This window comes from Brevundimonas sp. (genome assembly GCF_036402095.1).
GTDB lineage: Bacteria > Pseudomonadota > Alphaproteobacteria > Caulobacterales > Caulobacteraceae > Brevundimonas.
Genome location: NZ_DASWTO010000204.1, coordinates 1 through 13,000, shown reverse-complemented (window position 1 = coordinate 13,000; position 13,000 = coordinate 1). Strand labels below are relative to the sequence as shown.

The 13,000-nt window shown below is 69.8% G+C and carries 13 protein-coding genes and 1 tRNA gene; 12 read left to right on the top strand and 2 right to left on the bottom strand.

Annotated features, from left to right (window positions below):
* The 3 genes from VGD32_RS13470 to VGD32_RS13460 form a co-directional block, all read left to right on the top strand.
* On the top strand, positions 1 to 1,660 hold a 1,660-nt coding region (locus VGD32_RS13470), incomplete at its 5' end, for a DNA polymerase III subunit gamma/tau (protein WP_331032392.1).
* A 249-nt stretch (positions 1,661 to 1,909) separates the two neighbouring features.
* Positions 1,910 to 2,215, top strand: a complete 306-nt coding sequence (locus VGD32_RS13465) for a hypothetical protein (RefSeq protein WP_331032391.1) — start codon at positions 1,910 to 1,912, stop codon at positions 2,213 to 2,215.
* Between the two features lie 121 nt (positions 2,216 to 2,336).
* The gene (locus tag VGD32_RS13460) at positions 2,337 to 2,876 is read left to right on the top strand and encodes a hypothetical protein (protein ID WP_331032390.1); all 540 of its coding nucleotides are present in this window, start codon (positions 2,337 to 2,339) and stop codon (positions 2,874 to 2,876) included.
* Positions 2,877 to 2,936: 60 nt separating this feature from the next.
* Here the strand turns inward: VGD32_RS13460 and VGD32_RS13455 are convergent, their stop codons facing one another.
* Positions 2,937 to 3,551 (bottom strand): malonic semialdehyde reductase, encoded by a 615-nt coding sequence (locus tag VGD32_RS13455; protein ID WP_331032389.1) that lies wholly within the window; start codon positions 3,549 to 3,551, stop codon positions 2,937 to 2,939.
* 152 nt (positions 3,552 to 3,703) lie between these two features.
* Here VGD32_RS13455 and VGD32_RS13450 point away from each other — a divergent pair, with 152 nt between their 5' ends.
* From VGD32_RS13450 to VGD32_RS13415, 8 genes are all read left to right on the top strand, one after another.
* Entirely contained in the window at positions 3,704 to 4,033 is a 330-nt protein-coding gene (locus VGD32_RS13450; RefSeq protein WP_331032388.1) for a YbaB/EbfC family nucleoid-associated protein, read from the top strand.
* Between the two features lies 1 nt (position 4,034).
* Positions 4,035 to 4,637, top strand: a complete 603-nt coding sequence (gene recR, locus VGD32_RS13445) for a recombination mediator RecR (protein WP_331032387.1) — start codon at positions 4,035 to 4,037, stop codon at positions 4,635 to 4,637.
* A gap of 528 nt (positions 4,638 to 5,165) precedes the next feature.
* Entirely contained in the window at positions 5,166 to 6,413 is a 1,248-nt protein-coding gene (locus tag VGD32_RS13440) for a DNA recombination protein RmuC (protein WP_331032386.1), read from the top strand.
* Positions 6,414 to 6,506: 93 nt separating this feature from the next.
* Positions 6,507 to 6,953: a hypothetical protein gene (locus tag VGD32_RS13435; protein ID WP_331032385.1), complete on the top strand. Its 447-nt coding sequence runs from the start codon at positions 6,507 to 6,509 to the stop codon at positions 6,951 to 6,953.
* A gap of 10 nt (positions 6,954 to 6,963) precedes the next feature.
* On the top strand, positions 6,964 to 7,155 hold the full coding sequence (locus VGD32_RS13430; protein ID WP_331032384.1) for a helix-turn-helix transcriptional regulator: 192 nt from the start codon (positions 6,964 to 6,966) through the stop codon (positions 7,153 to 7,155).
* A gap of 40 nt (positions 7,156 to 7,195) precedes the next feature.
* Complete coding sequence (locus VGD32_RS13425) at positions 7,196 to 8,173, top strand: TraB/GumN family protein (protein ID WP_331032383.1); 978 nt, start codon at positions 7,196 to 7,198, stop codon at positions 8,171 to 8,173.
* Positions 8,174 to 8,258: 85 nt separating this feature from the next.
* Positions 8,259 to 8,333 (top strand) — tRNA-Gly (locus tag VGD32_RS13420).
* Positions 8,334 to 8,446: 113 nt separating this feature from the next.
* A complete protein-coding gene (locus tag VGD32_RS13415; RefSeq protein WP_331032382.1) occupies positions 8,447 to 10,546 on the top strand; it encodes a TonB-dependent receptor in 2,100 nt (699 codons plus the stop codon).
* 89 nt (positions 10,547 to 10,635) lie between these two features.
* On the opposite strand, the gene VGD32_RS13410 is transcribed toward VGD32_RS13415, so the two are convergent.
* Positions 10,636 to 12,582, bottom strand: a complete 1,947-nt coding sequence (locus VGD32_RS13410) for an oligopeptide:H+ symporter (protein ID WP_331032381.1) — start codon at positions 12,580 to 12,582, stop codon at positions 10,636 to 10,638.
* Positions 12,583 to 12,815: 233 nt separating this feature from the next.
* On the opposite strand from VGD32_RS13410, the gene VGD32_RS13405 reads away from it, so the two are divergent.
* Positions 12,816 to 13,000 (top strand): hypothetical protein (locus tag VGD32_RS13405; RefSeq protein ID WP_331032380.1); only part of this gene is annotated, 185 nt, incomplete at its 3' end.

Genomic DNA, 13,000 nt, shown 5'->3' with positions numbered 1-13,000 from the left:
GGCCTACACCGTCCTGGCCCGCAAATACCGGCCGCGCACCTTCGAGGACCTGATCGGCCAGGAGGCCATGGTCCGCACCCTGACCAACGCCTTCGCCACCGGCCGCATCGCCCACGCCTTCATGCTCACCGGCGTCCGCGGCGTCGGCAAGACCACCACCGCCCGCCTGCTGGCCCGCGCCCTCAACAACGAGACCGACCTCATCGATCGTCCCTCGCTGGAGCTGACCGCCCACGGCCGGCACGACGCCGCCATCATGGCCGGCCAGCACATGGACGTGGTCGAGATGGACGCCGCCTCCCACACCGGCATCGACGGCATCCGCGACATCATCGAGAGCGTCCGCTACGCCCCGGTCGAGGCGCGCTACAAGGTCTACGTCCTCGACGAAGTTCACATGCTGTCGAACCAGGCCTTCAACGCCCTGCTGAAGACCTTGGAAGAGCCGCCGCCGCACGCCAAATTCATCTTCGCGACCACCGAGATCCGCAAGGTGCCGGTGACCATCCTCAGCCGCTGCCAGCGTTTCGACCTGCGCCGCGTCGAGCCCGAGATCCTCGTCGAACACCTCGCCCGCATCGCTGACCGCGAGGGCATGAAGATCGAACAGGACGCCCTGGCCCTGATCGCCCGCGCCGCCGAGGGGTCCGTGCGCGACGGCCTCTCCCTGCTCGACCAGGCGCTGGTGCAGGGCGACAAGGGCGAGACGGTGAAGACCGAGGTCGTGCGCGACATGCTCGGCCTCGCCGACCGCAGCCAGACCATCGCCCTGTTCGAATCGATCATGGCCGGCCGCACGCCCGAGGCGCTGGAGCTGTTCCGCACCCTCTACGGCTACGGCGCCGATCCGGTGCAGGTGACCAACGATCTGCTCGAACACTGCCACGCCGCCTCGGTGGCCAAGATGCTCGGCCCCCAGGCCACCCGCCTGCCCAACGACCAGGCCCAGAAGCTGACCGCCCTCGGCGCGGTCATCTCGGCCGGCACGCTGGCGCGTGTCTGGCAGATGCTGCTCAAGGCCCTCGACGAGGTCCGCCGCGCGCCCAACCCCGCCGACGCCGTGGAGATGGCCATCGTCCGCCTCGCCTACGCCGCCGACCTGCCCGGGCCGGAAGAGGCGCTCAAGGCCCTGCGCGACGGCGAGCCCATGCCCGGCGGCGGCCCCGCCCCGCGCGGCCCGTCCGGCGGTGGAGGCGGCGGCGGCGCCTCCGCCCAGCTGGCCGCCCGTCCCGTCCCTGCCCCCGCCCTGCCCGACCCTCAGTCGTTCGAGCAGGTCGTCGCCCTGATCGGCGAGAAGCGCGAGGTCGGTCTGCAGATGGACGTCCAGCGCTACGTCCGGCCGGTCGCCTTCAAGCCTGGAGCCATCACCTACGAGAGCATCGAGGGCGCGCCGATCGACCTCGCCCGCCGCCTGTCATCCCGCCTCAAGGAATGGACCGGCCGCACCTGGCTGATCGCCGCCAATGGCCAGGGCGGCGGCGAAACCATGATCGAGATCGATCGCCGCAAGCGCGCGGAGGAGCGGGCCCAGATCGAGGCCGACCCCTTCATCGTCGCCGTGATGGAGGCCTTCCCGGGCGCGAGGATCGGCGAGATCAAGACGCTGGCGCCGGCGGTCGAACTGCCGGCGATCCCGGAGGAGACGGCGGAGGAGGACTAGAGGCGCGCGTCCTCCGCCTGCCTCGCGGCCGGTCGGCGCGTCTGGATATTTCGCCCGAAACTGTCGCGCCGAATCTTGCCAACCGCTGGATAAGATGCGGAAATCGCCGAACGGCGATCGGCGCCGCGGTCGGGGAGGCGGTCAATGAAGCGTGTCTTGGTAGCAGCGGCGGCGGTCACCTCGCTCGCGGCCTGTGTGACGGTTCCGGGGTCGGCGCGTGAGGTGGCCGGTTGGAGCAATGGCGTGTCCATGACCCAGCGAGCCGTCACCTTCTGGTACGGCGCCAGCCCGACCGAAAGACAGGAAGCCTGGGCGCGGAACACGTCCGGGGCTGTCCAGTGCCTCGCCCTCAAGGCGTCCAACACCTCCGGCTTCGCCCGCACCTGGACGCTCCGTCCCGGCGCCGACGAGCCGATGTTCCCGGAATTGTCGGAATACAGCACGACCCGGTATGTGCCCGGCGAGTACGGCAGCTGGACGCCGCGGGACGGCGCGCGTTGCGACAACCCGCCGTCGGACGTGGCCCTGCAGCGGGTCGGCGAGACGATTTACTGAGCCGCTGACGCGGGAAGCGCCGGGCGGACCGGCTTCCGCTCCGGACGCCCGCCCTTTCCCGTCGCGACCCACGTTCCGACCCGTCGGCGGCGCGATGCGCCCTGCTTCGAGGACAACTGCCGTGGCCGATCATCCCGAGCGCGACTGGCGCGTCACCGAAGGCCCCGCATTCGGGATCGAGCCCGAGTTCGAGCTGTCCGGGATTCGTCTCGGTGCGAACTTCTATGTGACCGGTACGATGTCACGGCGCATCACCGCCGTCGTGACGGCGTCCGCCCCCACGGTGGTGGAAAGCCTCGGCCGACCGCTGTCGCAGCTCGCCGGATTTCTGAGGATTTTCGACAGCCATCACGGCCGGACCGTCACGAGCATGGAGGACGGAATGCCCGTCGACCTGGGGGGTCAGCGCGGGGCGATGTGGCTTCGCGGCCCTGACCGGTATGTCGTCCATCTCTATCTGCCGACCGACCAGTTCGACAGGCTTGCGCCCCTGATGACTCCGGCGCCGGCGACGGCGAGGCTGCGCATCGAGGTGGAGCGCACACTCGATCAGGGGCTGTTGAACACCCAGGAGCATTTCTGGAACGACCGCGTGTCGCCGGTGATCCTGTTCGATGAGTTCGAGATCAGCCTGCCGGCTCGCGACGGCTCCTGGCTCTGAGCGGATCTGGAGCAGCAGGCGCCGGTCGGCGCAGTGACCGACCGGTCGGCCCTCGGGCCCCTACAGAATCTCCGCCGCCTCCTCGAACGCCAGCCTCGGCGACCGCGGGAACAGGTTCTCGTCGGTGCCGTAGCCGAGGTTGACGATGAAGTTCGGCTCCACCGTCGTGCCGGCGAAGAACTCCGCCTTCACCCCCGCCGCGTCGAAGCCCGACATCGGGCCGACGTCCAGCCCCAGCGCCCGCGCCGCCAGCAGGAAATAGCCGCCCTGCAGCGAGGCGTTGCGGAAAGCCGTCTCGCGCCGCCCGGCCTCGTCGGCGAACCAGTCCTTCGCCCCCGGCGCGTGCGGGAACAGCTTCGGCAGCGTCTCGTGGAATTCGATGTCCTGGCCGATGATGACATTGACCGGCGCCTGCAGCATCTTCTCGCGGTTGCCGTCCGACATCAGCGGCGCGAGCCGCGCCTTGGCCTCGGGCGAGGTCACGAACACGAACCGCGCCGGGGTGGCGTTCACCGCCGTCGGCCCGAACTTCGTCAGGTGGTACAGCCGGCGCAGCAGGTCCTCCGGCACCGGCCGGTCCGACCAGGCGTTGCGCGTGCGCGCCTCGGTGAACAGCTGGGCGAGGGCGGCGTCGGACAGCGGACGGTCGCGGACGGGGGTGGCGTCGAAAGCCATGGGGAAATCCTCCTGATCGGTATTAGCAACAGTGGCGAATACGAATTAGGACGCCCCGTGGATCATTCAAGAACACATACTGTTACAAATGCAGCCCGCGACCCTCCGCCGCGCCCTTGCGGGGTCGGGGCGGCGAGGCCTATCTAGGCCTCATGAAAGACCTCAACGCCCTCATGCAGCAGGCCCAGGCGATGCAGCAGAAGCTGCAGGAGGCCCAGGCCAAAATGGCCGAGACGACCGCCTCCGGCAGTTCCGGCGGCGGCCTCGTCTCGATCGACCTGAAGGGCCCCGGCGACGTGACCTCGGTCCGGATCGACGACAGCCTGATGGCGCCCGGCGAGACCGAGATTCTCGCCGACCTGATCGTCGCCGCCCATGCCGACGCCAAGCGCAAGCTCGACGAGGCCAACGCCGCCCTGATGCGCGAGGCCGCCGGACCCATGGCCGGGATGAACATCCCCGGCATGCCCAAGCTGTTCTGACTTGGCCGCCTCCGCCGGACCCGAGATCGAACGGCTGATCTCGCTCCTCGCGAAACTGCCCGGCCTCGGCCCGCGCTCGGCCCGCCGCGCCGCCCTCGCCCTGCTGAAGAAGCGCGAGCAGCTGCTGGTCCCCCTCGCCGCCTCCCTGCGCGAGACCGCCGACAAGGTCGTCTCGTGCAGCGTCTGCGGCGCGCCGGACACCCGCGATCCCTGCTCGATCTGCTCCGACGGCGCCCGCGACAACGGCCTGATCTGCGTCGTCGAGGAGGCCGGCGCCCTGTGGGCCATGGAGCGCTCCGGCGGCTTCCGCGGCAAATATCATGTCCTCGGGGGCCTGCTCTCGGCCCTCGACGGCGTCGGCCCCGACGCCCTGCGCGTCGCCGAACTGGTCGGCCGGGTCCGCGGCGGCGAGGCGAAGGAAGTCGTGCTCGCCCTCCCCGCCACCGTCGACGGCCAGACCACCGCCCACTATCTCGCCGAGCGGCTGGCGGACTCCGGCGTCGAGATCACCTCCCTCGCCCGCGGCGTCCCCGTCGGAGGCGAGCTCGACTGGCTCGACGACGGCACCATCATCCAGGCCCTCCGCCAGCGCCGCCCGGCGTAGGCCAAGCCTGCCCCCCCCGCCGTCACCCTCGGGCTTGACCCGAGGGCCAGACAATCCGGTGCGGCGTCGAAGACGGCAAGGGCGCGATTGTTGGGCCATCACCGCCGCACAGCTCGCCGCTGCCCTCTGATCCTCGGGTAGGAGCGACCGCGATCGCATGCCATCGCAGCGGATGGGCCGAGGATGACGACGATGGGTTGGATTGGCGTGGCCTACGTCCGATTCTGACGCAGGCCGGGGGTAGACTGCGGCGTGGACGGTCAACCGGCCCGTCCGGAGGAGCCGAGGACGACATGCAGGCGTGGGGCGAAACGAATTCTGCAGACTCTGTAGACTCTGCACACCGTGTTTTCCCGGTTTCACCCGGGTACAATCCGGAACGCCCTTCATGGCGGCCGGCGGCGATTTCTGGAGCGGGCCCTGCAGACTCCGCAGACTCTGCCCCCCACGTTTTCCCGGTTTCGCCCGGGTATAATCCAGAGCCGCCCGCCATGGCGGCCTCCTCCGACTCCCGGTAAGGAACGGAGCATGAACGCCTCTCTCATCGCCTTTTTCGCCTCCGCCCTGCTCGCCGTCGTCGCTTTCGGCTGGGCCCTGATGGAGCGCCGCCGGGCCGCCGCCGCCGAGGCCCGCGCCTGGGATCTGCACACGCGTCATGCCGAGACCGAGGCGCGGATGAGACTGTTCGAGGACCAGGCCGCGACCTCCACCGAACTGCTCCGCGCCCAGGCGCGCGAGTCCGCCTCCACCGTCGCCGAGGAACTGCTCAAGCGCACCGACGAGACCTTCCGCAACCGCGAGGAGATGGCGCGGCAGCGCATGGAGGCCCAGCTCAAGCCGGTGGCCGAAACCCTCAAGTCGTTCCAGGAGCATGTCGCCGCGCTCGAGAAGGTCCGCGCCGAGGAGACCGGCGGCCTCAAGGAGCAGCTCCAGCTGCTCATGACCGCCTCCACGGCCACCCGCGACGAGGCCCGCCGCCTGACCGAGGCGCTGAAGGGCAATACCGGCCGGCGCGGCCGTTGGGGCGAGCAGACCTGCCGCAATGTGCTCGAGGCCGCGGGCATGGCCGGCCGCTTCGACTTCACCGAACAGACCTCCGCCGCCGACGATCAGGGCCGCCAGCAGCGCCCGGACTTCATCGTTCGCATGCCCGGCGGCGGCATGTTCGTGATCGACGCCAAGGTGCCCCTCGCCTTCCCGGACGCGGCCGACGGCGACGAGGAGGCCCAGGCCCGCGCCGCCTCCCTGCGCACCGCCGCGAGCATGAAGACCCACGTCCGCCAGCTGTCCTCCAAGGCCTATCAGGACCAGTTCAGGCCCAGCCCCGATGTCGTCGTCATGTTCGTCCCCGGCGAGTCCTTCCTGTCCGCCGCCCTCGACCACGAGCCCGACCTGATCACCCAGGCCATGGACGCCCGCGTGCTGATCGCAACCCCCACCACCCTGTTCGCCCTGTGCAAGGCGGTGGCCTACGGCTGGCGCGCCGAGGAGCAGGCGAAGAACGCCGAGCAGGTCGCGAAACTGGGCAAGGAACTCTACAAGCGCCTGTCGGTGATGGGCGGCCACGCCGCCGCCGTCGGCCGGGCGCTCGACACGGCGGTCGGCAAGTACAACCAGTTCGTCGGCTCGCTCGAGAGCCAGGTCATGGTCTCCGCCAGACGCTTCGAGGACCTGCACGTCGATCACGAGGGCAAGGACCTGCCGGGGCTGCCGCCGGTCGAAAGCGCGCCCCGCTCCCTGTCGCGCCCCGAACTGGCGGCGCCGGCCGCGGACTAGCGGCGACAAGCCTCGCAGACTTTCTGACAAGCCTGCTTGACACCGTGGCGTCGCGATGTAAAACACCCTTGTCATAGCGACACGGAGCTCTCCATGACCCCCGCCAGCCGTCCCAAACGGCCCCTCGGCCTCGGCGCCTTCCTCCTGATGCTCATCGGCGTCGCCGCGATCGGCGGCCTGGCCGGGGCCGGCGGCGCCATGGTCGGCGACCAGCCGGGCGTGCTCGGCCTCGTCCTGACCGTCGGCTTCATGGCCGCCGCCATGGCCGTCGCCCTCGCCGGCTGCGTCTGGTGGTGGCGCGGCATCGACGAGGCCGCGCGCGAGGCCCACAAATGGGCCTGGTGGTGGGGCGGCTCCAGCGGCATGGCCGTCGGCGCCATCCTGCTGCTCACCCTGACCCTGCGCGACGACGGCTCGACCTCGGCGGACGTCGGCCTCAGCGCCGCCGAGCTCGTGGCCGGCGGCATGTACGCCATCCTGCTGTTCCAGCTGGCCGGCTACGCGGTCGCCTGGGCCATCTGGTGGCTGAAACACCGCTAGGAGCGCCCGGATGAACAATCGCCTCAAGGTGCTCCGCGCCGAACGTGACTGGAGCCAGGCCGATCTGGCCGACCGGCTCGGCGTCTCGCGCCAGACCGTCAACGCGCTGGAGACCGGCCGCTACGACCCGTCCCTGCCGCTCGCCTTCCGCATCGCCCGCGTCTTCGAACAGCCGATCGAAGCCATCTTCATCGCCGACTGACCTCGCAACCCTCCACGGCCTTCGCCTCCAGGACCTCCACATGACTCTCCGGAAACGCCTCAAGACCACCGTCGCCGCCATCGGCCGCCTGACCCTCGGGGCCGCGCTCGGCCTCGGCCTCGCCGTCGCCGTCGTCTCGCCGGTCGACGCCCAGGTCGTTCCGCCCGTCGCCGAAGCGGCGCCCGCGATCCGCGCCGTGCCGCCCGCCGAGGGCCGCGGCCCCGCCCTCTGGGTCGTCAGGGACGCCGACTCCACCCTCTATCTGTTCGGCACCGTCCACCTGCTGCGCCCGACCACGGGCTGGGGCACCGACCGCGTCGACGCCGCCTTCGAAAGCGCCGACAAGCTGATCCTCGAAATCTCCAACCCCGACGATCAGGCCGCCGTCCTGCCGCTGGTCCAGCAGCATGGCCTGTCGCCCGCCCGGCCGCTGTCCAGCCTGTTGAGCGCGGAGGAAGTGGCCGCCCTCGATGCGGCGGCGAAGACCGTCGGGCTCAGCGCCGCCCAGCTCGACGTGTTCCGGCCGTGGTTCGCCGCCCTGACGCTGTCGGTCGCGCCGCTGACCAAGGCCGGCTACGACCCGGCCTCGGGCGTCGAACTGTTGCTCAAGGCGCGCGCCGAGGCCGCCGGCAAGCCCATCAACGGCTTCGAGACCGTCGACGAGCAGATTCGCATCCTCGCCGGCTTCTCCGAGGCCGACCAGCTCGCCTTCCTGCGCAGCACGCTCGAGGATTTCGAAACGGCCACGACCGACCTGGACAAGCTGGTCGAGGCCTGGGCCGCCGGCGACGTCGAAGCCGTCGAGACGCTGGGCGTCCGGCCGATGCGCGAAGGCGGCGAGGCGCTCTACCAGGCCCTGCTGGTCCGTCGGAACACCAACTGGGCCGACCAGATCCAGACCGAACTGGCCGGCTCGGGCACGGCGTTCATCGCGGTCGGCGCCGCCCACCTGGCCGGAGACGACAGCGTGCAGGAAATCCTCGAACGCCGCGGCATCGACGTCGAGGTCGCCCGCTAGACCCGGGGAACGGCCCGGCCGCCGCGCCGGGCCTTTTCTTTTGCCGGCGCGAAGCTATGGTCCGCCTCCGATCGGCGACCCGGTCGCGGCCGTAGTTCAGAGGTAGAACGTCAGCTTCCCAAGCTGAATGTCGCGGGTTCGATTCCCGCCGGCCGCTCCAGGTTCGACACCCCGCCGCCCCAAGCCTGTCGCCGAATTAATCCACCTGTCAGGCTTGTAACTGGAGCCCCCCCTGAGGCGCGGGCACGGTCCGCCCACTTGGGAGAGGGACCTATGACGAAGACCATCTGGCTGGCCACCGCCGCCCTGTCCGTGCTGGCCGCCCCGGCCATCGCGCAGACCACGCCGACCCAGTCGCCGACGCCGGACAGCGCCGCCCGGGCGCCCGTGCCGACCGGCCCGATCCAGTCCGCGCCCGAGGTCGACGCCGCCCAGCAGGGCGTACTGGTGTTCGAGCCGGCCTTCTTCGCCGACTCCCGCCCGGACACGGCGCTCGACATGATCGCCCGCCTGCCGGGCTTCGGCCTAGACACCGGAAACAACGGCACCCGCGGCTTCGCCGGCGCGGCCGGCAACGTCCTGATCGACGGCGACCGGCCCTCGTCCAAGAGCGACAGCCTTGACCAGGTCCTGCGCCGCATCTCGGCCGACAGCGTCGAGCGCATCGAACTCATCCGCGGCGGCGCCCCGGGCATCGACATGCAGGGCCGCTCGGTCATCGCCAACGTCGTCCTGCGCCGCACCGTCACGGTCGAGCGGGTGCTGGAGTTCAACAACTACATCTACCCCGACGGCTACATCGGCCCGATCATCGCCGGCCAGTTTTCCCGCCGCGAGGGCGACAATTCGATCGAGGGTTCGATCAGCGCCACCACCGATCGCACCGACGGCACGGGCGAGGGCTACCGCCGCCGCTACGACCCGTCGGGGGCCCTCATCCAGGACGCCGACTTGGTGCTGTGGGACCGGTTCCGCAACGTCCGGGCGACCGGCGCCGTCCAGCGGCCGTTCGCCGGCGGCCGGCTGCGGGTCAACGGGTTGTTGGGCTGGTTCGGCAACGAGAACTCGCAGGACCTGCTGATCCGCTCCGGTCCCGGCATTGACAGCTTCAACGACGAGGAGTCGGACTCGATCAACAGCGAGCTGGGCCTGAACTGGACCCGCGACCTCTCGCCCCGCCTCGGCCTCGAACTGGTCGGCCTGCAGCGCTACGGGACCGAGGACTATGTCGGCGTCTCACAGAGCGGCGCGGACACCTCGACCTTCTCCGCCGACAACAGCCAGGGCGAATCGATCGCCCGGGCGGTGCTGCGCTTCCGCCCCAACGACCGCTGGGCCTTCGAGAGCGGCGGCGAGGTCGCCTACAACTTCCTCGACAGCGCAACGGCCTTCGAGGAAAACGGAGTGCCGATCCCGCTGCCCTCGTCCTCGGTAAAGGTCGAGGAACTGCGCGGCGAAGCCTTCACCCAGGCGACGTGGCGCCCGAATCCGAAATTCACCCTCGAGGCCGGCCTGCGCGTCGAGGTGTCGGAGATCAGCCAGTCCGGCGACAGCGATCTGACCAAGTCCTTCGTCTATCCCAAACCGCGCCTGCAGCTGACCTGGACTCCCGCGGAAGGCCACCAGTTCCGGTTCCGCGCCGAGCGACAGGTCGGCCAGCTCGACTTCGGCGATTTCGTCGCCTCGGCGGACATCGACATCGGCCAGGTCGAGGGCGGCAACCCCGACCTCGAGCCGGACAAGACCACCCTTCTGGAGGCCGTATACGAGCGCCGCTTCTGGGGCGAGGGCGTGTTCGAGGCCTCGATCCAGCACGGCGAGGTCGAGGACGTCATCGACATCATCCCCCTGACCGGCGGCTTCGACGGCGTGGGCAACATCGGCGACGGCTCGTTCGACCAGTACCAGCTGCGACTGACCCTGCCGATGGACCGGCTCGGCATCCCCAACGCCCGCCTTCAGGCCCGCACCAGCTGGGTGCACACCGAGGTCACCGATCCGCTCACGGGCGAGACCCGCCGCTTCCAGGGCAACCAGGCCTTCGGCTGCGGCGTCAACTTCAACCACGATCTGCAGGGCGGGAAGTGGTCCTACGGGTTCGACCACGGCTGCAACGTCGACAAGGGCCGGCTCTTCCGTGTGCGGGAGGTGCGGTCGCTGTACGCGGAGCCCTTCGTCACCCTGTACGGGCAGTGGAAGCCGTCGTCGGACACGACCATCCGCCTCGACATCGGCAACGCCACGGACCGCGAGCGCGGCTATGACCGCGACATCTACGCCGGCCCCCGGGACGTCGCTCCGGTGGCCTTCCGCGAGGTGCGCCGCACGCGGATGAGCCCGTGGCTGTTCCTGCAGATCCGCAAGAGCTTCTGATCCCGCCCGGGCCGGCCGGAAGCGGATAGCGCCGACAAAAAAGGGCGGAGCCGCAAGGCTCCGCCCTTCTTCCTGGCGTCCGCCCCGGATCAGGCGGGGGTGCTGGCGCCCGGCCGGGCGACGTTGCCGTCCTCCTGGCCGCGGTCCGTGACGCTCGGTCCCGGATGGTTGCTGGCGTCGTTGGCCCCGTGCGACCACCCCTTGATCAGGAAGCTGATCAGGATGAAGCCGACGCCGATGCCGACGCCCCACCAGCCCAGCTTGCCGAAGCCGTCCAGCGAGGTGGCCAGAGCCCCCTGCGGGTCCAGCACCTGGCCGCCGACGGTCTCGGTGCCCATCAGGCCGGCGATCTTGCCGCCGACGAACTGGGCGATCGAGCTGGCGAGGAACCACACCGCCATCATGAAGCTGACCACGGAGGGCAGCGACAGCTTGGTGATTTCCGACAGGCCCACGGGCGACAGGAACAGCTCGCCGGTGGTGTGCAGCATATAGAGCAGCGCCAGGATGATCAGCGGCATCTGGAAGGCGCTGTTGACCATGCCCGAACCGGCGGCCCAGACCACCACCAGGAATCCGAGGCCGACCTGCACGAGGCCGAGACCGAACTTCATGGTCGGGTTGGGGTCCATCTTCCGGCTGGCCAGCCACGCCCACAGCGCCGCGAAGATCGGGGCGAAGATCAGGATGAAGCCGGCGTTGAACGACTGAACCTGCGCCGCCGTGATGGTGGCGTCGATCCAGAAGCCGGTGGGCGTCACGCCCGCCGCCGCCAGCTGCGCCGGCGTGCCGATGGTGATCCCCAGCCACTGCATGGCCACCGGGGTGATGGTCAGATCCACGTTGCGATCGGCGAACAGGTTCAGCGACGTGCCGGCCTGTTCGAACAGGGTGAAGAACACCACCGCGCCGAAGATCAGCACGAGGGCCAGCATCATGCGCTGGCGCTGCGCCCAGGTCTTGCAGACGAACATGATGATCCAGCCGATGGCGATCAGCGACAGCAGGGTCGACACGCTCAGCACCGTCCCCACCAGGGCGTTGCGCTGGACCATGAACCAGACGATGGCGACGCCGAGGATGGCCAGGATGTAGATCAGCCATTCGCGGTTCAGCGGCCCGAACATCGGCGCCTTCAGCAGCGTCGGGTTCGGCGGTTCGCCCTTGCCCTGCAGCAGCGGCTTGCCGAGCACGAAGACGATGAAGCCCAGCGCCATGCCGACGCCGGCGAGACCGAATCCGGCCCACCAGCCGACCGTCTGGCCCAGGAAGCCGCACAGCACCGCTGCCCAGAAGGCCCCGAGGTTGATGCCGTAATAGTACAGGGTGAAGCCGGAATCGCGCCGGGGATCGCCCTGCGGATACAGCTGGCCCACGATCGTCGAGATGTTCGGCTTCAGGAAGCCCACGCCCATGATGATCAGGGACAGGGCGAGGTAGAAGCTGTTGACGCCCGTGGTGTCGCGGGTCGCCTCGAGTTCGTACGAGCCTTCCGGCAGGACCGCGGGCAGGCCGGCGTCGGCCGGCAGGCCGGTCAGCGACAGGCCTCCGCCCTCTGCGGGCGTGAAGGCGTAGCGCTGGCCGTTGACCATGACGCCGACCTCGCGGGCCGCGCCGCGGCCCTCGCTGACGACCTGGTACTCGGTCCCGGTCGGAGCGTAGGTCAGAACCTCGCTGGCCGGACGGCCCTCGTAGGCCATCAGGCTGTGGCCGGCGACCAGCAGCAGGGCGCCGAAGGCGATCGCCTTGCGGGTGCCGATATAGCGGTCGGCCATGATGCCGCCGATCAGCGGCAGCAGATACACGAGCGAGGTGTAGGAGCCGTAGGTCGCGGACGCCGTGGCGTCGTCGAACAGGAAATGCTGGGTCAGGTAGAAGATCAGGATGCCGCGCATCCCGTAGTAGGAGAACCGCTCCCACATCTCGGCGAAGAACAGGATGATCAACCCTTTCGGGTGGTTCTTCAGGATCTGCATCAGGACGGGCACGCCCGTCAGGAAGGTGATGATCAGACCGGCGATGATCACGATATTCATGCGGTTTCTCCCCCCGCTCGTCGGACCAGCGGCCCGACCGACGCCGTGACGGCGCCCCCTCCATCCGTTCTACTCAACGGCTTACTCCCGTATTGCTGCGCCCCACCTGACGCGCGAAGGCGCATAAGCAGCACGCTGAGCAAAACCGGACAAGGGTTAAGGGTAAATTGGCCGTGAGGTGGCGCATCGCCCCCCTTCGCGGCAGGATGGGCCGAACAGCTGGGAGTCGACCGATGACGGCCACGCGGCGGCGATCCGTGCTGCTCGGACTGGGCTCGGCCCTGACCGCCGGCGCGGGCCTGCAGGCGTGCGGGCCCCGCTTGAGCGCCGCCCCGGGCGACGCCGTCGCGGCCGGCCAGCCCGCCGCCCTGCTGATCTGGGCCGTCGCCCGCGACCGCCTCGCCGGCTGGCCGCGCAA

Coding starts and splice junctions, on each gene's coding strand:
- VGD32_RS13430 (WP_331032384.1), top strand. CDS start 6,964: ATGAACAATCGCCTCAAGGTGCTCCGCGCCGAACGTGACTGGAGCCAG.
- VGD32_RS13450 (WP_331032388.1), top strand. CDS start 3,704: ATGAAAGACCTCAACGCCCTCATGCAGCAGGCCCAGGCGATGCAGCAG.
- VGD32_RS13440 (WP_331032386.1), top strand. CDS start 5,166: ATGAACGCCTCTCTCATCGCCTTTTTCGCCTCCGCCCTGCTCGCCGTC.
- VGD32_RS13425 (WP_331032383.1), top strand. CDS start 7,196: ATGACTCTCCGGAAACGCCTCAAGACCACCGTCGCCGCCATCGGCCGC.
- VGD32_RS13455 (WP_331032389.1), bottom strand. CDS start 3,551: ATGGCTTTCGACGCCACCCCCGTCCGCGACCGTCCGCTGTCCGACGCC.
- VGD32_RS13415 (WP_331032382.1), top strand. CDS start 8,447: ATGACGAAGACCATCTGGCTGGCCACCGCCGCCCTGTCCGTGCTGGCC.
- VGD32_RS13410 (WP_331032381.1), bottom strand. CDS start 12,582: ATGAATATCGTGATCATCGCCGGTCTGATCATCACCTTCCTGACGGGC.
- VGD32_RS13435 (WP_331032385.1), top strand. CDS start 6,507: ATGACCCCCGCCAGCCGTCCCAAACGGCCCCTCGGCCTCGGCGCCTTC.
- VGD32_RS13465 (WP_331032391.1), top strand. CDS start 1,910: ATGACCCAGCGAGCCGTCACCTTCTGGTACGGCGCCAGCCCGACCGAA.